The organism is Pseudomonas sp. ANT_H4, from assembly GCF_008369295.1.
In the GTDB taxonomy this organism is placed as follows: domain Bacteria; phylum Pseudomonadota; class Gammaproteobacteria; order Pseudomonadales; family Pseudomonadaceae; genus Aquipseudomonas.
Genome location: NZ_VOBG01000035.1, coordinates 25,243 through 49,894 on the forward strand (window position 1 = coordinate 25,243; position 24,652 = coordinate 49,894).

25 protein-coding genes are annotated in these 24,652 nt (G+C 62.5%); 13 read left to right on the plus strand and 12 right to left on the minus strand.

Annotated elements, in window-relative coordinates:
- Positions 1-31 precede the first annotated feature (31 nt).
- From FQ182_RS26995 to gspG, 8 genes are all read right to left on the minus strand, one after another.
- On the minus strand, positions 32-1,258 hold the full coding sequence (locus FQ182_RS26995; protein ID WP_149414571.1) for a substrate-binding domain-containing protein: 1,227 nt from the start codon (positions 1,256-1,258) through the stop codon (positions 32-34).
- 394 nt (positions 1,259-1,652) lie between these two features.
- Positions 1,653-2,864, minus strand: a complete 1,212-nt coding sequence (gspF, locus tag FQ182_RS27000) for a type II secretion system inner membrane protein GspF (protein ID WP_149414572.1) — start codon at positions 2,862-2,864, stop codon at positions 1,653-1,655.
- A complete protein-coding gene (gene gspE / locus FQ182_RS27005; RefSeq protein WP_149414573.1) occupies positions 2,864-4,282 on the minus strand; it encodes a type II secretion system ATPase GspE in 1,419 nt (472 codons plus the stop codon). The genes gspF and gspE overlap by 1 nt, the downstream gene beginning before the upstream one ends.
- Positions 4,279-6,624, minus strand: a complete 2,346-nt coding sequence (gene gspD, locus FQ182_RS27010) for a type II secretion system secretin GspD (RefSeq protein WP_149414574.1) — start codon at positions 6,622-6,624, stop codon at positions 4,279-4,281. The genes gspE and gspD overlap by 4 nt, the downstream gene beginning before the upstream one ends.
- Entirely contained in the window at positions 6,621-7,157 is a 537-nt protein-coding gene (gspM, locus tag FQ182_RS27015) for a type II secretion system protein GspM (protein WP_149414575.1), read from the minus strand. The genes gspD and gspM overlap by 4 nt, the downstream gene beginning before the upstream one ends.
- Positions 7,150-8,283: a type II secretion system protein GspL gene (gene gspL, locus FQ182_RS27020; protein ID WP_149414576.1), complete on the minus strand. Its 1,134-nt coding sequence runs from the start codon at positions 8,281-8,283 to the stop codon at positions 7,150-7,152. Before gspL ends, gspM begins: the two co-directional genes overlap by 8 nt.
- Positions 8,280-9,227 carry a type II secretion system minor pseudopilin GspK gene (gene gspK, locus FQ182_RS27025; protein WP_149414577.1) on the minus strand — a complete coding sequence of 316 codons (948 nt, stop codon included), beginning with the start codon at positions 9,225-9,227 and terminating at the stop codon, positions 8,280-8,282. Before gspK ends, gspL begins: the two co-directional genes overlap by 4 nt.
- An 8-nt stretch (positions 9,228-9,235) precedes the next feature.
- Positions 9,236-9,685, minus strand: a complete 450-nt coding sequence (gene gspG / locus FQ182_RS27030; RefSeq protein WP_149414578.1) for a type II secretion system major pseudopilin GspG — start codon at positions 9,683-9,685, stop codon at positions 9,236-9,238.
- Positions 9,686-9,833: 148 nt separating this feature from the next.
- Between gspG and gspI the strand changes: the two genes are divergently transcribed.
- Complete coding sequence (gene gspI, locus FQ182_RS27035; protein ID WP_149414579.1) at positions 9,834-10,235, plus strand: type II secretion system minor pseudopilin GspI; 402 nt, start codon at positions 9,834-9,836, stop codon at positions 10,233-10,235.
- Here the strand turns inward: gspI and FQ182_RS27040 are convergent.
- A complete protein-coding gene (locus FQ182_RS27040) occupies positions 10,222-10,653 on the minus strand; it encodes a type II secretion system protein N (protein ID WP_149414580.1) in 432 nt (143 codons plus the stop codon). The two genes, gspI and FQ182_RS27040, sit on opposite strands and share 14 nt — an antisense overlap.
- A gap of 94 nt (positions 10,654-10,747) precedes the next feature.
- On the opposite strand from FQ182_RS27040, the gene gspH reads away from it, so the two are divergent.
- Both gspH and FQ182_RS27050 read left to right on the plus strand, forming a co-directional pair.
- Positions 10,748-11,200, plus strand: a complete 453-nt coding sequence (gene gspH / locus FQ182_RS27045; RefSeq protein ID WP_149494058.1) for a type II secretion system minor pseudopilin GspH — start codon at positions 10,748-10,750, stop codon at positions 11,198-11,200.
- Positions 11,197-11,805, plus strand: a complete 609-nt coding sequence (locus tag FQ182_RS27050) for a type II secretion system protein GspJ (RefSeq protein WP_149414582.1) — start codon at positions 11,197-11,199, stop codon at positions 11,803-11,805. Before gspH ends, FQ182_RS27050 begins: the two co-directional genes overlap by 4 nt.
- A gap of 16 nt (positions 11,806-11,821) precedes the next feature.
- Here the strand turns inward: FQ182_RS27050 and FQ182_RS27055 are convergent, their stop codons facing one another.
- The 3 genes from FQ182_RS27055 to FQ182_RS27065 are packed head-to-tail and all read right to left on the minus strand — an operon-like array spanning position 11,822 to position 13,967.
- The gene (locus FQ182_RS27055; protein WP_149414583.1) at positions 11,822-12,748 is read right to left on the minus strand and encodes a FecR domain-containing protein; all 927 of its coding nucleotides are present in this window, start codon (positions 12,746-12,748) and stop codon (positions 11,822-11,824) included.
- Between the two features lie 38 nt (positions 12,749-12,786).
- Positions 12,787-13,332 carry an RNA polymerase sigma factor gene (locus tag FQ182_RS27060; RefSeq protein ID WP_149414584.1) on the minus strand — a complete coding sequence of 182 codons (546 nt, stop codon included), beginning with the start codon at positions 13,330-13,332 and terminating at the stop codon, positions 12,787-12,789.
- Positions 13,329-13,967 carry a secretin and TonB N-terminal domain-containing protein gene (locus tag FQ182_RS27065; protein WP_149414585.1) on the minus strand — a complete coding sequence of 213 codons (639 nt, stop codon included), beginning with the start codon at positions 13,965-13,967 and terminating at the stop codon, positions 13,329-13,331. Before FQ182_RS27065 ends, FQ182_RS27060 begins: the two co-directional genes overlap by 4 nt.
- A gap of 248 nt (positions 13,968-14,215) precedes the next feature.
- Here FQ182_RS27065 and FQ182_RS27070 point away from each other — a divergent pair, with 248 nt between their 5' ends.
- The 10 genes from FQ182_RS27070 to FQ182_RS27115 form a co-directional block, all read left to right on the plus strand.
- On the plus strand, positions 14,216-14,503 hold the full coding sequence (locus tag FQ182_RS27070) for a hypothetical protein (RefSeq protein ID WP_256666350.1): 288 nt from the start codon (positions 14,216-14,218) through the stop codon (positions 14,501-14,503).
- A 448-nt stretch (positions 14,504-14,951) separates the two neighbouring features.
- On the plus strand, positions 14,952-15,668 hold the full coding sequence (locus FQ182_RS27075) for a response regulator transcription factor (RefSeq protein WP_149414587.1): 717 nt from the start codon (positions 14,952-14,954) through the stop codon (positions 15,666-15,668).
- Positions 15,665-17,008 (plus strand): sensor histidine kinase, encoded by a 1,344-nt coding sequence (locus FQ182_RS27080; protein ID WP_149414588.1) that lies wholly within the window; start codon positions 15,665-15,667, stop codon positions 17,006-17,008. Before FQ182_RS27075 ends, FQ182_RS27080 begins: the two co-directional genes overlap by 4 nt.
- Before the next feature lie 134 nt (positions 17,009-17,142).
- Positions 17,143-19,377 (plus strand): FepA family TonB-dependent siderophore receptor, encoded by a 2,235-nt coding sequence (locus FQ182_RS27085; protein ID WP_149414589.1) that lies wholly within the window; start codon positions 17,143-17,145, stop codon positions 19,375-19,377.
- Between the two features lie 95 nt (positions 19,378-19,472).
- A complete protein-coding gene (locus tag FQ182_RS27090; protein ID WP_149414590.1) occupies positions 19,473-19,760 on the plus strand; it encodes a DUF3649 domain-containing protein in 288 nt (95 codons plus the stop codon).
- Positions 19,757-21,304 (plus strand): PepSY domain-containing protein, encoded by a 1,548-nt coding sequence (locus FQ182_RS27095; RefSeq protein WP_149414591.1) that lies wholly within the window; start codon positions 19,757-19,759, stop codon positions 21,302-21,304. Before FQ182_RS27090 ends, FQ182_RS27095 begins: the two co-directional genes overlap by 4 nt.
- A 1-nt stretch (position 21,305) precedes the next feature.
- A complete protein-coding gene (locus tag FQ182_RS27100) occupies positions 21,306-21,593 on the plus strand; it encodes a DUF3325 domain-containing protein (RefSeq protein WP_149414592.1) in 288 nt (95 codons plus the stop codon).
- Between the two features lie 83 nt (positions 21,594-21,676).
- A complete protein-coding gene (locus FQ182_RS27105; protein ID WP_149414593.1) occupies positions 21,677-22,531 on the plus strand; it encodes a MurR/RpiR family transcriptional regulator in 855 nt (284 codons plus the stop codon).
- A gap of 14 nt (positions 22,532-22,545) precedes the next feature.
- Positions 22,546-23,088, plus strand: a complete 543-nt coding sequence (gene ddpX / locus FQ182_RS27110) for a D-alanyl-D-alanine dipeptidase (RefSeq protein WP_149414594.1) — start codon at positions 22,546-22,548, stop codon at positions 23,086-23,088.
- Positions 23,089-23,185: 97 nt separating this feature from the next.
- The coding region (locus tag FQ182_RS27115) for an ABC transporter substrate-binding protein (protein WP_149414595.1) at positions 23,186-24,652 on the plus strand (1,467 nt) is incomplete at its 3' end.

The window sequence follows — 24,652 nt, forward strand, 5'->3', positions numbered from 1 at the left end:
ATTGGGTGTCGCGGGTCGGTGAAAGCGTGGGTTACAGCGGACGACCGATGGCGTTGCAGGTGTTGGATTTGCCAATACTCAGGTCGCTGGCAGCAGTGATGAAAGTTTCACGAACTGCATCTTTCCAAGCCTTCGGCAGTGGCACGAAGCGGTTGTTGTTGATGGCGGTGTCGTTGTTGACCGCGTTGCCGTAGTGACGGGTGAAGAACGCGCGCACTTGCGAGGTCTGAGTGGCGTCGGCGTAGCACTGGCTGAACACCAGGTTGGTGAAGCCAAGGATCGGATAGCCGCTGTCTGGATAGGCCACTACGCTTGGATCAGTAGTGCTGGTGGTAGCAGCGAACACCGGTACCCAGGCGTTCGGGTTGGCGCGGTTGATTACGGCAGGTACTGCTACTACAGAGATAGCGGTAGAAACGTTACCTGGAGCAGGCGAAACACCGGCAACGGTAGCGACTTTGGTAGCGTCATCAAGGCCAGCCAAGGTAGGCGCAGCGTAATCCGGGCTCATGTAAGTGATTCGGCCTTCGGCGAAGTTCAGCGTGCTCATCACACCTTCGCTGGTGTCTTTATAGGTTTCTGGCGGGGTGGTAGTGCTGCCCGGAATCGGCTGTTGCAGGGGGTTGAGGGCAGTCGTCGGCAGACCGCCGGAGAAGCTACTGCCGAACGCCTGAGTCACGGCGAAGGTGCCGCCTTCCAGGGATGGTTTGCACTTGGCGTTAAGGAAGCGAGTGAACAGTTCAGTGGTACCGCTGTTCTCTTTGCGATAAACCAGGGTGATTGGGCCGGTACGACCGGCGCCGCTGATCTGGCTCCAGTCGGTCCGACGCCCCGAGAACACACCGCACAGATCGTCAACGCTGAGGTTGACCGCATTGGCACCAGCCTTGTTGAAGGCAATGGCAACCGAAGTAGCCACCGAGGGCACCTGAATCAGCGGGCCCCAGGTAGGTTGCTTGTTAGTGCCATAGGTGGTCAGTTCAGCAGTTGTCAGCTTGGAATCGCTACCCGCCCAGTGCACGTTTTTGTTGGTAACACCGGCTACGAACTTGCGGTAGTCGTTGGTCAGGAACGCTGCCTTGCCGTTGCCGCTGCCCACACCGATGTAGGGGGCGAAACCGGCAGTCAGTACACCAGAAGTCTGGTACAGCGGTTGTGGCAAGGTAGCGCCGCCGCCGTTGATGTCAGCCAGTGCAGCCTGGGCCGAGCAGAGGGCCGCGAGGGTCATGGATACCGCGAGAACGTTGCGCTTAAACATGAAGAAGCTCCTTTCATCGTGTTTGTACGTTGGGTAGTGGGTTCTTGCATGACGCCATGGCGCTCGGGTTTCAAGCCTTGATTCAGAGGGCTCTAGGGGTGAGGCCATAGCGAAGAAGTTCGCAGTTTCCGATGACAGATGTAGGAAAAAACCTCGGGAGGAAAGGCTTGATTTTTAAAAAGATTCTCGGGTGTTTTGGCAACAAAACCGGGCTGTTTCAACCCAGGTGACAGCGAGGTTTCAAGAGGTTTTTTCGGCCCTGGGCTGGAGGCAGCGCGGGCCGTGTCGAGGGGTAGGCAGATGACAGAATGAGGAACCCGAGGTTGGGGACTCGGTATCGATGGATTGAGGGTGGTAGTGCGGCCGACGCAGCCTCGCTGGGGCTCGACAACGGCTATGTGACCAATTGGTTGATCTCGATGATGGGCAATAGCACCGCCATGACGATCACCAGCACCACCGCCCCCATCACCACGATCATCAGCGGTTCAAGCAAGGCCGTCATGCCCATGGCCCGCCGTTCAATATCCCGTGACAGGGTTTGCGCGGCACGCTCCAGCATCGGCGGCAAGGACCCGGTTTTCTCACCGCTGGCAATCAAGTGGATCAGTACCGGCGGGAACACCTTCTCCACCGCCAGCGCAGTGGCCAGGTTGACGCCTTCGCGAACCTTGGCGGTGGCGTCTGTGACGCACAGGCTCAAACGGTCGTTGGACAGGGTCTGGCGCGCCGCTTCCAACGCCCGCAACAGCGGCACACCGGCGCCACCGAGGATCGCCAGTGTCGAGGCAAACCGTGCGGTGTTGAGCCCCAGCACAAAGCGCCCGATCAGCGGCAGGCGCAGGACGCGACTGTGCCAGTTCAAGCGCGCCACTGGGTTACGCAAGTACAGGCGCCAGCTCCAGAAACCGCCCACCAGACCGACAAAACACAGCCAGCCCCAGGCGCGAATAAAGTCACTGGCATTGAGCATCGCCAGGGTCAGCCCCGGCAGGTCCTGGCGCGCCTGGGAAAACGCGCTGACCACCTGCGGCACCACATAACTGAGCAGGAAAATCACGATGCCGATGGACACCAGCCCCACCACGCCGGGATAGATAAATGCAGTGAGAATCTTGCCCCGCAGGTTGTTGCGCTCTTCGATGTAGTCGGCCAGGCGCTCCATGACCTGGGCCAGGTCGCCAGACTCCTCCCCTGCCGCGATCAGCGCACGGTAGATCGACGGAAAGTCCCGGGGCCGCGCCGCCAGCGCATCGGCCAGACGCATACCACTGCGCACATCGGCGCGCACTGCGCTGAGGGTCTGGGCGATGTGCTTGCGCTCGGCCTGCTCCACCGTCGCACTGAGGGCCGCTTCCAACGGCAGGCTCGCACCGAGCAAGCTGGCCAACTGCCGAGTGGCCCAGGCCAGGTCGTTATCCGAGAGCTTGGCGGTGAACAGACTGCTGCCGGCGGCGGCACTCTGGTTGCCCTCGATCTGCACCAGCAAGGCGGTCAGGCCACGGCTGCGCAGGTTGGCAAAGGCCGCGCTCTGGCTGTCGGCTTCCAGGTGCCCAGACTCCAGCTTGCCGGTGGCGTCGGCGGCTTCGTATCGGTATCGGTTCATCAGGCGTCCCGGGTTACACGCAGGATTTCTTCGGCCGCAGTGGCGCCGCTGCGCACCCAGCGCTCGCCGTCTTCGCGCATGCTCAACATCCCGGCGCGGCGTGCGGCGGCGCGCAGTTCCTGCTCGCCAGCGCCTTGGTGGATCAGGCCGCGCAGGTCGTCGTCGATGCAGAATAATTCATGGATACCGGTACGGCCGCTATAGCCCATCTGGTTGCAGTGAGCACAACCCACCGGGCGCCATGTGCCGGGTGCCGACGGGTCTTCTTGCTTGCAGTGCGGGCACAGGCGCCGCACCAACCGCTGGGCCAATACGCCGAGCAAGGATGAAGCCAGCAGGAACGGTTCAACACCCATGTCGATCAAGCGATTCACCGCTGACACCGCATCGTTGGTGTGCAGGGTCGCGAGCACCAGGTGCCCGGTCAGCGAAGCCTGCACAGCGATTTGTGCAGTCTCCAGATCGCGGATCTCGCCAATCATGATGATGTCCGGGTCCTGGCGCAGAATCGCCCGCAGGGCCAGGGCGAAGGTCATGTCGATCTTGGCATTGACCTGGATCTGGCTGATGCCCGGCAGGTCGTATTCCACCGGGTCTTCGACGGTGAGGATATTGCTGGTGCTGGCGTCCAGCCGCGCCAGGGCCGCATAGAGGCTGGTGGTTTTGCCGCTGCCGGTGGGCCCGGTGACCAGCACGATACCGTGGGGCTGGCGGATCAGCGTGTCGAGGCGGGCCAGCAATTGCGGGGCCATGCCGAGGGTTTCCAGCTGCAGGCGCCCGGCCTGTTTGTCCAGCAAGCGCATCACCACCCGCTCACCGTGGCCGGTGGGTACGGTGGACACGCGAATATCAATGGGCCGCCCGGCAACGCGCAGGGCGATGCGGCCGTCCTGGGGCAAGCGTTTTTCAGCAATGTCGAGTTGGGCCATGATCTTGATACGCGACACCAGCGCGCCGTGCAGCGCCTTACGTGGCGACACCACATCACGCAGGGAGCCGTCGACGCGGTAACGCACCACGGAATGGCTTTCGTAGGGTTCGATGTGGATATCGCTGGCTTCGTCGCGAGCGGCCTGGGTCAGCAAGGCGTTGATCATACGAATCACCGGGGCGCCGTCCTGGGTGTCGAGCAGGTCGGTGATTTCAGGGATGTCTTGCATGAGGCGGTCGAGGTCGACTTCGTTTTCGGCGGCGCCGACCACGGCCGCGGCGCTGCCGGTGTCGGCGTAGGCGCTGGCCAGGAGGCCGTCGAGTTGGTCGTCGCGGACCTGCTCCAGGCGGGTTTGGCCAAACTGGCGGTGGACTTCGCTAATGGACCAGCCGGGGGTTGAGGGGCAGATGGTCAGGGTGGGGCCTTCTTCACCTGGGTGGAGGAGGATGCGTTGGGATTTGGCCCAGACGTAGGGGAGCAGGCTCATGGCCGCGCGCCCCCCTGAACCGGCACCGCCCGAATCACCGCCCGAGGCCCCTGCCCCACCTCAGGAATCGCCTTGTGCACCGAAGGCAACTGCGGCGCCTGCACATCCGGCATCGCCCAACTACGCTCCGGCTGCAACCCACCCTGAGCCCTGCGCATAAACTCATAGCGATTGAGCGTAATACTGCGCCCCGCCCCACTGTCGCGAATAATGTAAGGCCGCAAAAACACCATCAAATTGGTCTTCGTCACACTGCGTTTCTCATTACGAAACAACGCCCCCAACCCCGGAATATCCGACAACCAAGGCACCGCATCATTACTCTGGCTATAGCCATCCTGCAGCAACCCACCCAGCACCATGATCTGCCCATCATCGAGCAAAATACTGGTATCAATCGCCCGCTTGTTGGTCACCGTCCCCGCCGCCACCGAAGCCCGCGCATCCACGCTGCTGACCTCCTGGTAAATATCCAGTTTCACCGTGCCACCCTCGGAAATCTGCGGCCGCACATTGAGCTTGAGCCCCACCTCTTCGCGCTGCACCGTCTGGAACGGATTGTTGCTGGTGCCACCGCCCCCCGTCACATAACTGCCCGTGACAAATGGAATCGTCTGCCCGACAAAAATGCTCGCCGCCTCGTTATCCAGGGTCAACAGATTGGGCGTCGACAACACGTTGGTGCCGCCCTTGCTCTTCAGCGCCCTGGCCAACACCTTGAGATCCAGCACCTTGCCGATCCCCGGAATATCCACCGTGCCGTCCACCAGGCCGATGTTCAAACCCTTGGGCAATACGTCGATGCTGGTCTTGCTGGCGGGCGTACCGTTAAGCCCGCTACCGCCGAGGTTGACCCCGCCAAAACCACCCTTGCCTCCCAGATTCCCGGCCTGCCACTGCACGCCGAACTCACTGGCATCGTCCTCGCTGACTTCGACGATCAGGCTTTCAATCACCACCTGGGCGCGGCGCTGATCAAGCATGTCGATGACTTCCCGCAGGTTGCGGTACAGCGGCTCGGGCGCCGAGATCAGCAAGGTGTTGGTGGTGGCGTCCGCCTGGATCGTCACGCCACCAGCGCTGAAGGCAGTGTTCTGATCGCTGGGCGAATAGCTGGCGCCGCTGGTGGAACCGGCATCCTGGCCGTAACCGGCATTGGCGGATTGAACGCCACTGCCGGTGGGCGTGCCGCTGCTGTTCTGGGTACTGCCCTGGCCGTTCTGGCCCGAGCCGCCCATGGTGCTCAACTTGGAACGGGCGTTATCGCTGGTGCCGCTATCACTCTCACCGGTGAGCAAACCTCGCAGGGACTGCGCCAACTTTCCCGCCTGGGCGTTGCGCAGGTACACCACGTGCATGTTGCTGGGGTTGCTCTGGGCGTTGTCCAGTTTGTAGATCAGGTTGCGCGCCAGTTCGGTACGCTCGGGGCTACCGGCGCGGATGATGATCGAGTTGGAGCGCGGGTCGCCGATTACGTTGATCTTCTGGGTCTGGTCGCTGCCCTGGGTTTCCAAAAGCTGCGAGACCATCGCCGCAATGTCCACAGCAATGCCGTTTTGCACCGCCACCACATCAGTGTCGATGGCGCTCGGGGTGTCGATGCCATCGATGATCTGCGCCACCCGCGCCAGGTTTTCTGCGTAGTCGGTGATGACGATGCTGTTGTTGCCGGGGTAGGCGTTGATCGGGTTGTTGGGTGAAACGATCGGCCGCAGCACCGGAATCAGGTTCACCGCGTTTTCGTATTGCAGGCGAAAGGTGCGCGTCTGCATGCCGTTGCCGCCGGGGTTGCTGGCGTTGTAGATCGGCCCGCCCAACAGCTTGGCATCGGCTTCGGGTACCACCTGGGCGACGCCGCCGACGTCCACCACGCTGAAGCCCTGCATGCGCAATGCCGCCAGGAGCATGTCGTAGGCCTGGTGCGCCGGCACCTGGCCTTCGCTGACCAGGGTCAGGTTGCCCTTGACCCGAGGGTCCACCAGAAACTGCTGGCCAGTGGCACGGGACAAGGCACGCACCACGGCCTGGATATCGGCGTCGACAAAGTTCAGTTGCACCGGCTGATCGCCCAAGGGGTTGCGGCCTTTGGCAGGCGCGGCGGCATGGCCACGAGCACTGTTGGTCACCGGGTGTTGCACGCGGGGCCGCTGTGCCGGCTCGCGCTGGCGTTCCAACAGTACATCACCGCTGCGCCGGGTATCAGCCAGCGGCTGGCCGAGTTCGCTGTCCACCAGTAACGGCGGCGGTGTAGGCGACTGGGTGTTGCTGCACGCACTCAGCGCCAGCAACAACAAGGGCGCGACCTTGCGATAAGGCGCCGAATAGGGGACTGACCACTTCATGAAGCTTCCTTAGCGCCAAGCGCCTGATCCATGCGAACGGTCCCGGACAACGTGCCGGACGGGTTTTCGGTGGTGTCGCCTGCACGTTGCAAGCGCGCCTCGGACACTTCCAGGGAAAATGACCGGATACTGCCCAGCAACCAACCCACCACGGCATCCGCCGGGGCGTCTTGAAAGGTCAGGCGCCAACTGCCGGGGGCAGTGCTTTCCAATTGATAACGGCCCTGGAGCCCAGCGCTGTCGAGGACCTGGCGCAAGGCCAAATCCAGATCCTGCCCGGCGCCGGGCGCTGGGGCGAGGCCCTGCAACAGCACTTGCAAGGTTTCGGCCTGAGCTCGCAGCCTGGGGGTTTCGGCTTGCCAGTAATCAATCTTCTTCAGCGGCGGCTGAATCAATATCAGCCAGATCAACAGCCCCGAGAGCACCAGAACGGCCCCGCCGAGCAGGCGCTTTTCCCGCAGGGCCAGGCCGCTCCAGAACACTTCGCTATGGCTGCGCAGGTGCTGCCAGCGGGCGATCAGGGGATTACTCATCGTCGTCTCCCGTGCCGGTTTCGGTAGTGGTCGGCTCGGCGAGCGGACCCAAGGTCCAGCCATGGTCATCACGACTGGCAGTGAAACCAGCCTTGGCCAGCACCGCTTGCCAGTCACCTTCGGCGCCAGGGTTACGGCTATCGGCGAGCAGGTTCAGGTGCAGGCGGCCTTGCTCGAAGACCAGGGAATCGACGCTGGCAACCATAAACGGCATGCTGCTGCCGGCCAGTTGCAACAGGCTGTTAAAACGCTGGCCTGGGTCGCTGCCGCTCTGGCGGGCAGCCAATTGCTGGCGGGCCTGTTGCAACGGGTTGAGGATCACCGGCAGTTCGGGAAAAGCCTGGCGCACCTGCTGACTCATCCGCGCCTTGAGCTGTTGACCCCCATCCACTTGACGCGCCGCGTACAGGTTCAAGCCCAGGGTCCAGATCGCCACAGCCACCGCCGTAAAACCCAGCGCCCGGCCCCAGCCGGCCGTTCCGTTGGCCCGTTTGAGCCGACCGTGAAAGCCCCAGCTCGGGGTTGCGCCGCTCCAGCGTTGCGGGGCGTCTTCACTGATACGGCTCAGGTCGACGCCGCTGCCCAGCAGATCATCCAGCGCCTGCTGCCCGAGGGGATGCACCGCGCCCTGCTGCAGGCTGTGGCGCAACAGCAACTGGCCGTCGGCAAACGCCGCTGTCAGTTGCCCCGCAGCCGGTACCGGCAAGGCATAGGGCGCCGGGTACAAACCGCGTACTTTCAGTTGTACTTGGTTCATTACCTGGCTCAACTGCTCCAGGTGGGCCTTGGGCAACCAGCCCACCTGCACCAGGCCATTGCTCTCCCGTGGGCCGTGGGCGACGTATATCTGTTCCACCGGGCCGAGTATCAGCGCCTGGGCTGCGCAGGCCACCGCCGCCGCCACCTTGGTGGCTGGCAATTGCGGCAGCTCCAGGCTGGTCAGCAGGCTGTCCCGAGGATGCAGAAAACACTGGGCCGCCGCCGTTTTATGAGCCTGTCCCAGCTGAGCCAGGCTACTCTGGCCCTGGCGACTGACCTGCCCGGCGCGGTCGAGCCAGGCGAACTGCACCGGGCTCTCGGCGCTCAGTTGATCCAGTGGCGGCAAGGCAATACGCAGGCGGTTCATGCGCCCACCCGCGACCAGATTACCTGGGGCTGGCGGTCTTCAGGCCGGAACAGCAGCGCCTCCATCGTCACCCGACGCTGTCCGCGGCGGGCCTGGCCGTGCAGGCGAAACCACTCACTGGTAATCCCCACCTGCATCGTGTCCACCGCCACCTGTGGCATGCGCAAGCGGTTGACGAAATCACCGCGATTGATAAACCAGCGGCCGCCGTCACGCTCGGCCACCAGCGCCTGTGCCCGTGGCAAGCCAAGCCCCGGCACAACCGCACTGAGTACTTCGGCACTGGCGGTATTGCCGTTGACCCAAGTGTTGCCGGGCAGCACGCTGACATACACCGCCATACGCCCAAGCAGGCGCGGCTCAAGGCCCTCGATGCCCGCCAGATCGTCCAGGCTGCGCAACATCGCACGCTTGGCCGGCAGCAGGTCGTTCACTGCGCCAGGCGAGGTGTCACGGCCGCTGTTAAAACCCGTGCTCGGTGACGATGCCGCCAACCGTTGATCATAGGAAGCGATCACCCGCTGGCTGATGCGCCGGCTCACCGCGGGGTTGACGCCGATCAACTGGCACAGCCGCTCGAAGCTCTGCAGTTGCGCGGCATCCGGCTGCTGATGGGCCACCAGGTTGCGCAGGTTGAACTTGCCCTGTTCGTCTTCCAGTTGCCCCTCAAAGGCTCCCCCCAACGGCCGCGCCCAGGGCTGGTCGAGTCGAGTCAGCACATCTTTCTGACGCGCCTCCCATAGCAACTGGCGACTGACTTCCAGCCCGCCCTGTAACGCCCACTGACCCTGGATGCGCAGTTGCTCGGCTTCCAGGCTGCGGGTGAAGACAGTTTGTCGGGTCAGCATGGCGCCGGCGATCACCGCCACCACAGCGGCGATCAGCAAGGCGCTGATAATCGCCATGCCGCACTGCTTCGCCGCTGTGGGCGAATGCCTGTTCATGACGGGACTTATAGCTGCCAGGAGCCGATATCGGCATTGACGCCGTCGCCGTCCGGTTGCCCATCGGCGCCCAGGGAGAAAATATCGACCTCACCGTTGGCACCCGGATTGAGGTAGTTGTAAGGGTGACCCCACGGGTCGTTGGGCAAGCGCTCAAGATAGGCGCGCCAGTTGCTGTTTTTCGCGTCTGCCGGGCGCTCCACCAACACCTTCAGGCCCTGGGTCATGTTCGGATAGGTGCCGTGGTCCAGGCGATAGAGTTTGAGTGCCTGCATCAGCCCACCGATGTCCTGTTTAGCGGCCGTGGCTCGCGCCTGATCCGGGCGATCGAGCACCTTGGGCACTACCATCGCTGCCAGAATCCCGAGGATCACCACCACCACCATGATCTCGATCAGGGTGAAGCCACGCTGGCCGCGAGGGCCTGGCGATGCGGATTTGAAGTGCGCGATATCCATCTCGACATTCCTTGGCTTGAGTGCATTTCGGCCCGCAGTGTTGCAAGAACACATGTCAGTCGTATTGAAAATCCTCGGGAGCTTTGGTCGCTAATCGGTCAACTCCACGGGCTAGTCTGCGGGCCTGTTTCCAGGCATTGAGTACGCCATGCGCGGCCCTCGCAATGAGCAAGGTTTTACCCTGATTGAAGTGCTGGTGGCGCTGGCGATTATCGCCGTGGCCATGGCGGCTGCCGTGCGCGTGGCCGGGCTGATGACCCAGAGCAATGGCCTGCTGCGGGACAAATCCATGGCCTTACTGGCCGCCCAGAGTCGCCTGACCGAGTTGCGTCTGGAGGGTCGCTTGAGTCTGGGGCGCAAAACCTTTGAGTGCGACCAGGGCCGACTGAAACTGCGTTGCGAGCAAGTCATCAGCACAGGCCCCGATGGGCCGTTGTTCAAAGTCAGCGTGCAGGTGTTGGACGCCGCCCGTGAAGCGCCGCCCCTGGCCCGACTGGAGACTTTATTGGGGCGACCGCAACGACTCAAGAAGCCGGTTACTGTCGAGTGAGAATCGGCAAGGCCGGCGCGACGGGCAATTTGTCGAGGGCCACGCGAACCTTTTCACCGCCGCGTTCGATCACCACGCCATCGCCTTCGATGGCCGCAAGACGCACACCGGGGCTGAGGCGCTCGCCGAGCAGAAAGCTACGGGGCGGGCCGTCGTTGAGGCTGAGGATCGCCACCGCGCCACGGGCCACGGCCAGTACCCCAGAGACTTTGACCTGCAACTCTGCCGGGGTGTTGGAAAACCATTGCAGGGCCGGGTTGTCACTGTGGGCGGCGAGCAACTGGGGCGGGGCTTGCGGGGCGTGCGACTCGGCGGACGTCAGCAGCAACGGCGTCCAGGTGGCGATCCCGGCCAGCGCCGCCAGCAAGGCCAGTGCCTGGATACCGTGGGCGGGTGAAATGCGATCGGCAAATGCCATGGGCGGGACCTCCTGTTTGTCCGTCTCGACAGACTACAGGGCAATTCTCACGGTTTTATTTCACAGGATCGATTCGACACCAGGGAGCACACCCATGAAACAGCAGGGCTTCACCTTGATAGAACTGATGGTGGTACTGGTGATCATCGGCATCGCCAGCGCGGCCATCAGCCTGAGCATCACACCAGACCCGCTGTACCTGTTGCGCAAGGACGCCGAACGCTTGAGCCAGGTGTTGCAAGTGGCCCAGGCCGAAGCCCGCGCCGACGGCCGGGCGATCACCTTGCGGGCCGATGCCAAGGGCTTTCGCTTCAGCCGCCGCAGCGACGACGGCCTGAGCCTGGAATTATTCGAGCGCGACCCGCAACTGCGCCCGCGCCCCTGGGACAGTTCGCCGATGCAGGTGCGCATCGAACCGAGGCAAACCCTGGTGCTCGACGCCGAATGGATCAACCCGCCGTTGCAGGTTGTACTGTCCGATGGGCAACACAGCCTCAGCCTGCAACGTGATGCGGCCGGTTTGCTGCGCGTGGTGAACCAGCCATGAGCGATGACCAGAAAGGTTTTACCCTGATCGAGGTGATGGTGGCGATCATGCTGATGGCAGTGGTCAGCCTGATTGCCTGGCGCGGCCTGGACAGCGTCACCCGTGCCGACGCCCACTTGCAGGCCAGTACCGAACAGACCGAAGTCCTGCTTCGTGCATTGAACCAGTTGCAGCTGGACGTCAGCCTGCGCGCCGGTGTGGAGCTGGCGCCACCGGCGACCGAAGATCAGCCTACGCCACCGGGCACGCTGGCCGCACTGAGCGTGCGCAGCTCCGACAGCAAGGGCTTTCGCCTGGAGGTGATTCGCCGCTCAGCGGTCCCCGGCGACGGGTTGCAACGGGTGCACTGGTGGCTCAAGGGCGATACCTTGTACCGCGCCGCAGCGCCCGCGCGCGATCGGTATCCGTTACCCGCGCCAAAGGATCCGGTGGCGGTGCTTACCCAGGTCAGCGACCTGCAATTAAGGGTGTGGGATGCGGACAAGGGGTGGCGGCAATTGAGCGGTAATCGCCAGGAGAATCCGCTAGGGGTCGAGATCAGCCTGGAGCGCCAGACGCCCCAAGGCATTGAGCGCTATCGCCAGGTCTTGGGGCCTTTGAACTGAACGTCAAGCGCCCCCGCTAACTCAACAACACCACCCCACCCGGCAACTCCGTGCAGGTGGCCCCATAGGCATCGCGAATCAGCAACGCCACGCCCGCCAGCTGGTGCAAGCTGAACCGTGCCTGCACCCGGCGCTTGCCCAGCTCGCTGTTGAGTAGCACCAGCATTCCCGGACGATAACGGTTGATCTCGTCGATCACGGTATTGAGCGTGGCGTTGTTGAATACCAAGACCTGTTCGCGCCAGGCGATTACCGCCTGGGTGTCCACCGCCAGCGGCTCGCCCAGTCCTGCGGTGTCGTAGGTCAGTTGGCGGCCGCTGTCCAGGCGGACACTGCGCCCGCCCACGGCTACCGTTAGCGCCCCCTCGATGCAGGTCACGCAGACGCTATGGTCGGTATTGCGCACATTGAAACGCGCCTGGGCCGCGCTCAGCCAGCCTTTACCTGCCTGGATCTTGAGCGGTTGCGCCGCGTTCGCCAGGACTTCGACCTCCCCCTCCAGCAACTCGATGCCCCCTTCCCGGCGGCTGATGCGGGTCTGGGTATTGAGTTCCAAGCGGATGCCGTCCCGCAGTTCGACCCGGCGCTGTTCGCCGACCTCGGTGCGGTAGTCCGCCGTCAGTCCGGAAAAACCTCCAGGTATCGTGGCCCGCACCATAAACAATGCGGCCGACGCGGCAATCGCTCCGCCCAGGAACGCCCTGCGCCCGAAGTGCCGGGGTTGCTGCAGTTGCTCGACGGCAGGCACCAGTTGGTGCCACAGCGTCTTGGCCTGTTCGAAAGCCTGGGCATGCTCCGGGCTCTGGGCGCACCACAGGCGCAAGGCATTGGCATCGGCGACGGTGGCCTGGCCCGAGGTCAGCAGCACCAGCCAGTCGCAGGCTTCGCTGCGCAGTCGGCTGTCTGGCGTATCCCGGGCAGTGGAGAGGCTAAAAATGTTCAAGCGCGCAAGTACTCACGGATTTATCAGGGACTCAATCATTAAGACGGTTTTCCGGCGCCGGGACCGAACCGCTGGATCACTTTTCTTTCAAGGCGCAAGGCGCAGTGGCCGAGGGCGGCCTTGATTTCCTTTTCGACCATGCGTGTGGAAATACCGAAACGCTGGGAGATTTCCAGGTGCGGCGCCTCCTCCAGGCGCGCGGCGATAAGGATCTTGCGCCGCCGCGCCGGCAGTTCGTAGAGGGCCTTGAGCAAGGACTGGATTTCTTTCTGGCCGCCGACGACACGGGACGGGTCCTGGGCTTCGTCGACGGTTTGCAACAGCTCTTCAACTTCGCTGCCGGTCAACAGCCGGGCATCGGCCTCGAGCCGGTCGGCGGCGATGTTCAGCGCGATGCGGTACAGGTAGGCATTGGGTTGCAGCAGGTTCGCCGGCACTTCCATGCGGTCGACCCGCAGGTAGGTTTCATGCAGGACATCGTTGGCCAGGTCCTCCGAGCCCAGCCGTTTGCGCAAGCGCACCTTGAAGTCCTCGTAGGACGCCAGGAACAAACTGACCATCGGACTGTGTCCGGTATTTTTCATGCCCCCCGAGCTCCTTCCCGTGCTGTGCATTCCATGCGTTTTCCTGTGGTGTCGGGCATTAACAGTAAGGTCACCGGCAAGCGCAACGAACTGGGCGCCGGACGTTCCACCCGGGTGCTGGCCAGGCTTTGTACCAGCGCTTCATCGCGCTGTTCATCGCCGGTGGAACTGACCAGGCGGCTGTGTTCGATCAGCCCCTCCCGATTGACCCATAGCTGCACCAGCGCGCGAAAACTGCCGGGGTGGGTCAGCGGTGAACGGCACAGGCTGGCTTCAATCGCCTGCTGCAAGGCTGTCGCGTAACTGCTGTTGATCCGCGCCGCGCCCCGCGCCTTGGCCCCGCGAACCGTGGGCGGTTGGCTGACTTCGGGCACTTGCAGGGTGAATGCATCGCTGCGTGCGTAACGCGCCATCAGGCCACTCCCTGTCAGCAGCAGGCTCAGGGCCTGCTGCGCGCTGTAACGACCACGTACTCCAATCGAGCGCCGCCCGCGGGTCAGTTCACGGTCCACCAGCACCGCCATTCCAGTTGAGCGACTGAAAGCTTCCAGTGCCTGGGCCAGGTTCTGTGCCGGCAGATCCAAAAGCAGCAACGGCGACGCCGACGAATCAGCCCGCACCGGGTTCGACAACATCAAGCCCAACAGCAAAGCCAGGCAACAGTACGCGTGCCTCCAGGCCCACCGTTCGCCATCTGCTCTGCATCGCTGCACGGCTGACGTATCCTGCGAAAACCGTCATCCTGAGGCCAGTTTATGAACCTGATGTTACGGTGATGGCAAAAAAAACATCACGGCTTCGCCGCAAGCGCTGGGCTAGACTTTGCAACCACAGTGGCCCGCTTTTTCGGGCCAAGCAGGAGGCACTGATGAAACTGTTCCTGATGCTGCTGTTGTTCGCGGGTTTGCCATCGACGGTGCTGGGTGGGGAAGCTGCAAGTGGTTGCGTCGACGTGAATGTTGACGGCTATAAAGCGCCTGACTATGAGTGCCTGAGCCAGCAGATGGGCAACAACCCGGACGCGGCCAAGGCGGCGCAGAAGAACCTTGAGGCGCAGAAAAAGTCCGTAGACAAGCAGGCTCCGAACCAGATCGGGTTGTCTACGCCGGCGGCTACCCATGTGCGGATGGGTAATACGCTTGGGAGTTCGGTGAAGCCGCAGCGGCCTTGATGGGGGAGCGTGAGTGGTGAAAAGCAAGAGCGGATCTACTGCCCACTGACTGTAGGAGCGAGCTTGCTCGCGATGGTCGTTAACGATGACGCTGGCTTCCTGAATCACCGCAATGCCCTCAGGTTTTTCGCGAGCAAGCACTAGGCGTCCCCCTCGCTCCCACAGAAAAGCGGATTGGCGCTGGCTTTTGATCTGGTTTTTGATTTGCCTGCCCCATCAACCGGAGCAAGGGCCGATCCGTGGAGTAAGCGTTTGTTGGTTACTTTCTTAGGCGTTCCACCCGAAAAATATCGTGCCCTGGGCCCGATTGAATGTGGCGCACCTGGATGACCCGGTATTCTGCAAAATCATCCGAGAGATGAGGTGATAAGACGCAGCAGGTAGGAATGTTCCCTGGCTTTTGTCAGAATGCACAATATAGAACCATTCGCATTCGCAGGAAGTTCCCATGCAGCTCCCCCACTCGCCTCCCGCTCACGGCCGAATCCTGGCCGTTGAGGATGACCCGGTGCTCGCCGCTCACCTTGGCAATCACCTTGGCCAGCGGGGTTTCGAGGTCACGTTGCGCCATGACGGTGGCGAGATCGTCGACCTGGTGCGCAGCCAGAATTTCGACCTAATTCTGATGGACATCATGCTGCCCGGCAGCAGCGGCCTTGAGGTGTTGGCCCAACTGCGTCGCCATCAACGGGTGCCGGTGATCCTGATGTCGGCCCTGGGCGCCGAACAGGATCGCATCACCGGCTTCAGCCAGGGTGCGGATGACTACCTGCCCAAGCCATTCAGCATGCTGGAGATGGATGTGCGCATCGACGCCATCCTGCGCCGGGTGGCCTATGAGCATGAGGTGCCAGGCGGGGTGCGCCACGACCCGCAGCTGCTGTTTGACGAACAGCGCGCCGATGTCAGCCAGGGCGGCCAGTGGGCCGACTTGACCACCACCGAATACCGGGTGCTGGAAACCCTGGTGGCTCACGTCGACGAAGTACTGAGCAAGGCCTTCCTCTATCAGCAGGTGATGCACCGCGCTTACTCCCAACATGATCGCAGCCTGGACATGCATGTCAGCCGCATTCGGCGCAAGTTGCAGGCCATCGGCTATACCGCCGGGCGTGTGGAAACGGTCAGGAGTATGGGCTATATGCTGACGCGGCGGGCGGCATGAAGCTGCCCAACCGGCACTCATTACTGTGGAAGTTGACCTTGGTGCTGGCGGTGCTGTGCCTGTTGGTGGTCACCTTGCAGGTCGATCTGAGCAAGCGTCTCTACGAGGCCTCCGCACACTTGCCGGCGCCCACCCGGCAAATCCTCAATGACTATGCACGCCAGGCCGAAACTGCCTGGCGTGAGCGCGGCGCGGCGGGCGTCGATGAATTTTTGCAAGATGTGCGCGAGCGCGAGCATGTCTGGGCGGTGGTGGTTGATGAGAGTCATAACTCGCTGTCTTCGCGACCACTGAGGAGCCGCGAGCGGCGCAAGCTGGATTTCGTGCGCGACGTCAGCTGGTCGGTGGGACGCCCCGGTGGCCGGCCGACGTTCGTCATGCCGTTCAGCGACGACCAATCCCGGCTGGTGATGGAGTTGCCACTGCGCCTTGACCCGCGCAAGGACCATGACCTGTGGAATATCTTGCTGCAGCACGGGCTGCCAGCCTCTCTGGCGCTGTTGTTCGGCGCGCTGCTGTACCGGGTGCTGATTGCGCCCATGGTGATTCTACGGCGTCAGGCCAACGCCTTGAGCGCTGGCGATCTGGCCGCGCGGGTCGGCCCTCCAGTGACGCGTCGGCGCGATGAGCTGGGTGAACTGGGCCGGGCCTTCGACCATATGGCCGAGCGCCTGGAAAGTACGGTGGTGCTACAACGACGCTTGCTGCAGGACTTGTCCCACGAGCTGCGCACACCCTTGAGCCGGCTACGGGTGGCCGGTGAGCGCGAGCCGGATTCGGTCGCCATGCGCCAGCGCCTGGACCGCGAAGTGCAAGGTATGGAGCGGCTGATCGGCAACACCCTGGAGCTGGTCTGGCTGGACACCGAGCGCCCGCTGATGCCCCTGGAAGCAGTGGAGATGGAGCGGCTCTGGGAAGTGCTGCGCGAGGACGCCTGCTTCGAAAGCGGCTGGCCCAGCGAGCGCCTGCTCTGCCAACTGCCGCAAGACTGCTGTGTGCTGGGCAACCTCAACGGCCTGGCCCAGGCTCTGGAAAATATCTTGCGCAACGCGATCCGCCATTCACCCGAAGACGGTGTGGTGCGTTTGCGCGGTTCCCTGGATGGCGATTATTGGCACCTGTGGATTGAAGACCAAGGTCCCGGCGTCGATCCAGATAAACTCGAACAGATCTTCCAGCCCTTCACCCGTCTTAACGCCGCGCGACCGGGAGGCGATGGTTTTGGCCTGGGCCTGTCGATTGCCCGCAGCATCGTGCAGTTGCAAGGCGGTGAACTGTGGGCGGAAAACGCCGCGCCCGGCCTGCGCCTGCATCTGCGGCTGAAAGTGTATAAGTTGTAAATTACATTTACTCTTATTTGAGAATCAATAGCATTCGCGCTCATCCATGGAGGTCATGGGTGAGCCGATACGCACCGCAGGTCCGACGACGCTCACGCTCTCCTCTGTTTCACACTGCAACAGGAGTGTTGTCGATGTACCCGCGATTCAAGCTCAGTCACCTTGTCCTGGCCCTGATGGCCTGTTCGCCTGCCACGCTTTTGGCCGAAACGGTCGAGGGTAATCGGGAGACTGGAAAAGATGCGCTGCAACTGGGTGAAACCCATGTCGTGGCCACGGCTGAAGAAGAGTTGAAACAGGCCTCCGGCGTGTCGCTGATCACCGCCGAAGACATCAAGAAGCGCCCGCCGGTCAATGACCTCTCCGATATCGTGCGCAAGATGCCCGGCGTCAACCTGACCGGCAACAGTGCCAGCGGTACCCGTGGCAACAATCGCCAGATCGACCTGCGCGGCATGGGCCCGGAGAACACCCTGATCCTGATTGACGGCAAGCCCGTGACCTCTCGCAACGCCGTGCGCTACACCCGCTCCGGTGAGCGTGACACCCGTGGCGACAGCAACTGGGTGCCGGCCAATGAAGTCGAGCGCATCGAAGTGCTGCGCGGCCCGGCGGCGGCCCGCTACGGTTCCGGCTCCATGGGCGGCGTGGTCAACATCATCACCAAGCGCCCTACCGACAAGTTGAGCGGTTCGCTGTCGGCCTTCACCAACCTGCCCGAAGACGACGCCGAAGGCATGACCAAGCGCACCACTTTCAGCCTCTCCGGCCCGCTGACCGATGCCCTGACCTTTCGCGTCTACGGCAACCTGAACAAGACCGATGCCGACGACGCCGACATCAACGCCGGCAACACCGACACCGCCAACGGCGCCTCCCTGGCCGCTGGCCGCGAAGGTGTGCGCAACAAGGACCTCAATGGCCTGTTGAGCTGGGCACTGGACGACCGGCAGACCGTCGACCTGGAAGCCGGCTTCAGCCGCCAGGGCAATATCTACACCGGCGACGTCGGCACCGGCGGCACCGACTCCCTGACGCCCGGCAGCACTATCAACGGCTGGCTGGGTCGCGAAACCAACACCATGTACCGCCAGACCTTCTCCGCCACCCATCGCGGCGACTGGTCGTTCGGCAGCTCAAGGCTCTTGGCCCAGTACGAGAAAACCCGCAACAACCGTTTGCTGGAAGGCAATACCGGCTCGGTAGACGGCGATATCAGCGCCAATGCCAGCAAGACCACCAGCACCTATGACAGCTACCTGGTCCAGGGCCAGCTGGACATCCCGCTGCAAGTGCTGTTGCCGCAGATGCTGACGGTGGGCGCCGAATGGAACCGCCAGACCCTCGACGACCCGAGTACCATGAACCGCGCCATTGGCACCACCCTGCCCAACTCGGCAGCCGGCGCCCGCGCCACCGACATGGACACAACCATCATGGCGCTGTTTGCCGAGGACAACATCGAGTTGACCCCGGACTGGTTCCTCACACCCGGCCTGCGCCTGGACCATCAGGATCAGTTTGGCGCCAACTGGAGCCCAAGCCTTAATACCTCCTACAAGCTGACCGAAGACATCACCCTCAAGGGCGGTATCGCCAGGGCGTTCAAGGCGCCGAACCTGTACCAGTCCAACCCAAATTACCTGTACTACAGCAGGGGCAACGGCTGCGCGCCGAGCCTCAATGCCAATGGCTGCTACGTGCTGGGTAACGAGAACCTCGACCCCGAGATCAGCATCAACAAGGAACTGGGCATCGCCTTTGCCCGTGGTGGCTGGGCTGCAGGCGTGACGTATTTTCGCAACGATTATGAAAGCAAGATCGTCTCCTCCAATGACTTGATCAGCAAAACCGTGAACAACGAAGCTGTATTGCAGTGGGATAACGCCAAGGACGCGGTGGTCAAGGGCTGGGAAGGCAACCTCGGTATCCCGCTGCTGGGTGCCCATGGCGAGACGCTGAGCTGGAACACCAACTTCACTTACATGCAGGAAAACAAAGACGGCGACGGCAACCCGCTGTCGGTGGTGCCCAAGTACACGGTCAACAGCATGCTCGACTGGCAGGTCAACGAGGCCCTGGCCGTGAGCCTGACCGGCACCTGGTACGGCAAGCAGGAACCTCGGGTACTGAACCCGTCTCGCGACTCGCCTGTCACTGCAGCCAATGAGCAAAAGACCCTCGACCCGTACCATATCTGGGGCGTGGGCGGCACTTATGAGGTGAACAAGAACCTGTCGCTGGGAGCCGGCATCAACAACCTGTTCGACAAGCGCGTGTACCGCGAAGGCGCCGGCACCAGCGCCGGGGCAAGCACTTACAACGAGCCGGGACGGTCGTTCTACGCGTCGATCACTACCTCGTTCTGATTGAGCCAAGGCCCTGAGGCCTGTTGTGGCAAGCGGGCTTGCCACAACAGTCTCAGCCGGCTGGCATTGCCCTCAGGCCACTGATGAGTCCCCCCATGAAAACAAGATCCCTTGCCTGGCCGATAATCTCCCGTATCGCTGCTGCACTGCTTGGCGGCTACCTGTTCACCTACGCATTCACCGCTGCCCTGGCGCGTTTGCTGCCAATGGACAAGGTCGATGCAATGGTGACCGCCAGCCTGCTCTCCTTTCTGGTCTATACCCTGGCGATTACCTGGGTCTTCGCGTGCCGCAACGCTCGCCGTGCGTGGGCGGGCATGACATTGGCGCTGCCCCTGGCGGCCATCGGCTTTTGGCCACAATGGCTGGAGGCCCTGGGATGAAACACAAGACCCTGACCCAGGCGATGGCCTGGCTGCACACCTGGAGCGGCCTGGTCTTTGGCTGGCTGCTATTTGCGATTTTCCTCACCGGCACCCTGGCGATGTTCGACAAGGAAATCGATGGCTGGATGCGCCCGGAGATACCGACCGCCACCCTCGATCAGAGCGCCACCGCACAACGTGCCCTCGACTACTTACAGGCCCATCACCCGCAAGCCCGCACCTGGAACATCGGCTTGCCCGGCGAACGCTCAGACAACCTTACGGTGTCCGCCGGGGAGCAACGCCGTGGCGGTGGTACTCCACTCGACCCGAACACGGGCGAGGCGCTGCAGGTACGCGAAACCGCAGGCGGCGGCTTCTTCTTCCGCTTCCACTTCACCCTCAACCTGCCGCGCAACCTCGGCATCTGGGTCGTCGGCCTGGCGGCCATGGTGATGCTGGTGGGGCTGCTCAGCGGCATCGTCATTCACAAGAAATTCTTCAAGGAGTTCTTCACCTTTCGCCCCGCCAAGGGCCAACGCTCCTGGCTCGACGCCCACAACGCGACGGCCGTGCTGGTGCTGCCGTTTCACCTGATGATCACCTACACCGGGCTGGTGATTTTCTACCTGATCTATATGCCAGCGGCGGTGGACGCATTGTTCGACGGTGACCGCGAAAGCGTCGGCCGCGCAATCCGTGGCACGCCTGCCGAGCAACCGGTTCGGGGCGAGCGGCCAAATCGCGGCGAGCCGAGCCAGCCGGCTGCACTGATGGCATTGGGGCCGCTGCTGGCCGAGGCTGAACGGGTGATGGGGCCCGTCGCCGGGCTGTCGATCCAAAACCCTGGCCGCAGTAACGCGCGCATCGAAGCCCGCCCGGTGCTGGGCAATCGCATCGAACTGACCAAGGGCCAGAGCATGCTGTTCGATGGCGTCAGCGGCAAAGTCCTGCGTCACCCCCCTGTGAGTCGACCGAGCCTGCTGACGCAGAAGGTCATGGCCGGCCTGCACTTCGCCCAGTTCGGCGGCTACCCAATGCGCTGGTTGTATTTCGTTTGCGGCCTGGCCAGTTGCGCGATGCTTGCCACTGGCGTGGTGCTGTTCACCGTCAAGCGCCGCCGTCGCCACGACAACGAAGGTGCCATCGGTGCCCTGCTGTACCACAGCGCCGAACGCCTCAACATCGCCGTGGTAGCCGGGCTGATGGTGGCCTGCGCAGCCCTTCTCTGGGCCAACCGCTTGCTGCCAGCGGAACTGGCCCAGCGTGGCGGCTGGGAGGTGCGGGTGTTCTTCCTGGTCTGGTTACTGAGCCTGGGCCACGCCATCCTGCGCCCGTGGCGAGCTGCCTGGCGTGAACAACTGGGGCTGGCCGCGCTGCTGTGTATCGGCCTGCCGGCGCTGAACCTGCTGGGTGTCAGCCGCGGTGATTATTTCTACCTGCACCTCACAACGGTAGGCCTCGGCGTACTGCTGGCATGGCCCTGCTGGAAACTCTCGCGGCCGCCCAAGCAAGCTGCACACCGCCGCACCGCCAAACTTGCTGCTTTGGAGGTCAACTGAAATGGCGCTGATTGCTGCGTTACTGCTGGCCTACAGTGGGATGCTCGGCCTGTGCCTGGGACTCGAACGGCATTACAAGCAGGTCTGGCACTGTCCACCCTCACGCGCTGGTCGGCACACGCTGCGAGTCGTGGGCTGGCTGATGCTGGTGGCCAGCTTCGCCGTCAGCGTGCAGGTCTGGGGCTGGGCCATGGGACCGGTGGGCTGGTTCGGGCTGATCTCCATGGCGGCACTGACGCTGGCCCTGCTGTTGCCCTATGTTCAACGTTCGCAGAAAAAGCCATTGTAATGCCATGAACGCCGATGTTATGTTTCTAACACAATGGACAAGCATGAAACATAAATAACATCGGCGCCCGCCTTGAGAACGTCATGGATAAAAATAGCTTCCAACTGACGCTGGAACAACAGTTCCCCACGCTGACGCCCACCGGCAAGCGTATCGCCACCTATTTGCTGGGCAACCTGCAACAGCTGCCGTTCGAGACCGCCGACAGCATCGCCCAACAAGCCGGCACCACCGGCATTTCAGTGGGCCGCTTCTTGCGCACCCTCGGCTATCGCAACCTCGATGACGTCAAGCAAGGGCTGCGAGGCGACGAGCAACCCTCCTGGCTGATCACCGACCGGCTCAGCGCCTTTCGCAACGAGAATGACCAGGAAGACGCCCTCGACCGCTCTCTGAACCGTGAGATCGAAGCCATTCAGCACGTCTATGGCCTGGCCCGCAGCGAGGCCTTCGCCGATATCGTGCGGCACATCGTCGAAGCCGATGCCGTGTTCATCCTCGGCATCCAGTCCACTCGCGGCATCCTCAACGCCTTCCACAGCCACCTGGAATACATCCGGCCCAAGGTCTATTACGTCGACGGCCTATCGGGGATCTACGCCGAGACCCTGAACTCGGGCTTCGAAAAGCCCTACGCGATTATTTCCGACTTTCGCGCCTACTCCAGCGTCACCCCGACCTTCTGCGAAGCCGCGAACGCCCACGATCTGCCGCTGGCGCTGATCACCGACCTGCAATGCCCCTGGGCCCGGGACTACGACCTGGACCTGCTGCAACTGAAAACCGATGTCGGCCAGTTCTGGGATTCCCTGGCACCGCTGGCCTGCCTGTTCAACCTGATAGTGTCCGCCGTCGCCGAGCAGTACGGCGATCGCCTGGACGCCCGCCTGGCGAAAAACCGCGCCCTGCAACAGGCGTTCGGCCAGTTCGAATCTTGAGAGGATGTGCTTGAGTGAACAACCACCCATTGATAGAAATCGACCCTCAGGCGTACGGGGTGCAAATCGACATGATCTACGCCAGTGCCGACAACCTGACAGGCACCGTGATCTATCGCAATAACCGCTGCCTGCTGCACAACGAAGCCGCCGCCTGCCTGCACAAGGCCAGCCGCGCCGCACGCCAGGCAGGGCTGACCTTGCGCCTCTACGACGCCTATCGCCCCGCGTATGCCCAGCAATTGCTCTGGCAAGCACTGCCCAACCCGGACTATGTGCGCGACCCGCACCTGGGCTCCCACCACACCCGTGGCGTGGCCGTCGACCTGACGCTGATCGATGAGCACGGTGAGCCGCTGGACATGGGCACGGCCTTCGATGCCATGGAAGCCAAGTCCCACCCGTTCTACGCCGACCTGCCGCCGCAGGTGCAACGCAATCGCCTGCTGTTGTTGGGCATCATGCTCAGCGCCGGCTTCCAGAGCATCGACACCGAATGGTGGCACTACGAACTGCCCGGTGCCGAGCAGTACCCATTGATCGAGGAGCCCCGCTGACCCTTCACCACCACACCCATAACAATAAGCTGCACGTTTTAGATCCAACTGCCCGGTTATAGATTTAATAAAAAACTGACGACCTTCCCTTCATATAATGATCAAGGAAACCGGCATGACCCTTAAAACCGTGAACACCCTCGCGCTATCCCTACTCTGCGCCGCCCTTAGCCTCGGCGCCTGGCAATCGGCAAGTGCCGCCGCCCCCAAGGACACCCTGATGATCGGCAAGGCTGCCGACCCGCAGACCCTTGACCCCGCCGTAACCATCGACAATAACGATTGGGCGGTGACCTACCCGGCCTATCAGAAACTGGTGGCCTACAAGGTCGAGAACGGCAAGGGCAGCACCGATGTCCAGGGCGACCTGGCCGACAGCTGGAGCATTTCGGCCGACAGCCTGGTCTGGGATTTCAAGCTCAAGCCCGGCAACAAGTTCGACGACGGCGCCACCGTGGACGCCAATGCGGTGAAGTTTTCCTTCGACCGCATGATGAAGCTCAAGCAAGGCCCCTCCGGCGCCTTCCCGGATGACATGACAGTGACCGTGGTCGACCCGCTGACCGTGCGTTTCACCCTGACCAAACCCTACGCACCGTTCCTGTTCACCCTCGCCCACAACGGCGCCGGCATCATCAACCCGGACGTGGTGAACAAGGGCGAAGACGTCAACGCCTACCTCTCCACCCACACGGCAGGCTCCGGCGAGTTTCGCCTGAGCAACTGGCAGAAAGGCCAGTCCCTGACCCTGGAGCCCAACACCTACTACGCAGGCCCCAAGCCGAGCCTGAACAAGGTGGTGATCAAGATCATCAGCGAAGCTTCCGTGCGCCGCCTGCAACTGGAACGCGGCGACTTGGACATCATCGAAGACATGCCCGAAGACCAGCTCACCACCCTGGCCAGCAAGTCCGGAATCGTGGTCGAGAAGTTCCCGTCGCTGCGGGTGACGTACCTGTACCTGAACAACAAAAAGGCCCCGCTGGATAACCAGAACGCCCGCCAGGCCATCATCGACGCCATCGACTATCAAGGCATTGTCGAGGGCATCCTCAAGGGCCAGGCCAAGTTGATGAACGGGCCTATTCCCGATGGTATGTGGGCCCATGACGCCAGCCTGCCAATGATGAAACAGGACCTGGACGCCGCTGGCGCCAACCTCAAGAAAGTCCCGCAAAAAATCAGCAACCTGAACTTTGTCTACTCGGACAAGGACGCCAACTGGGAATCCATCGGCCTGACCCTGCAAGCCGGCCTGGCGCCGCTGGGTATCAACCTGAAGATGGAAAAACTGGCCAACGCCACCATGCGCGAACGCCTGGGCAAGGGTGATTTCGACGTGGCCATCGGTTCCTGGAGCCCGGACTTCGCCGACCCCTACATGTTCATGAACTTCTGGTTCGACTCCAACCTGCAAGGCCTGGCAGGCAACCGCTCGTTCTACAGCAACTACCGAGTAAGCAGAGACCTGATTGAACTGAGGAACCTTGCCCAGGTAGCGGAACTGATGATCAGGTCTGCCATGGAACGTAAGGAATCTCGGGGCCTGCACTACACGCTGGAC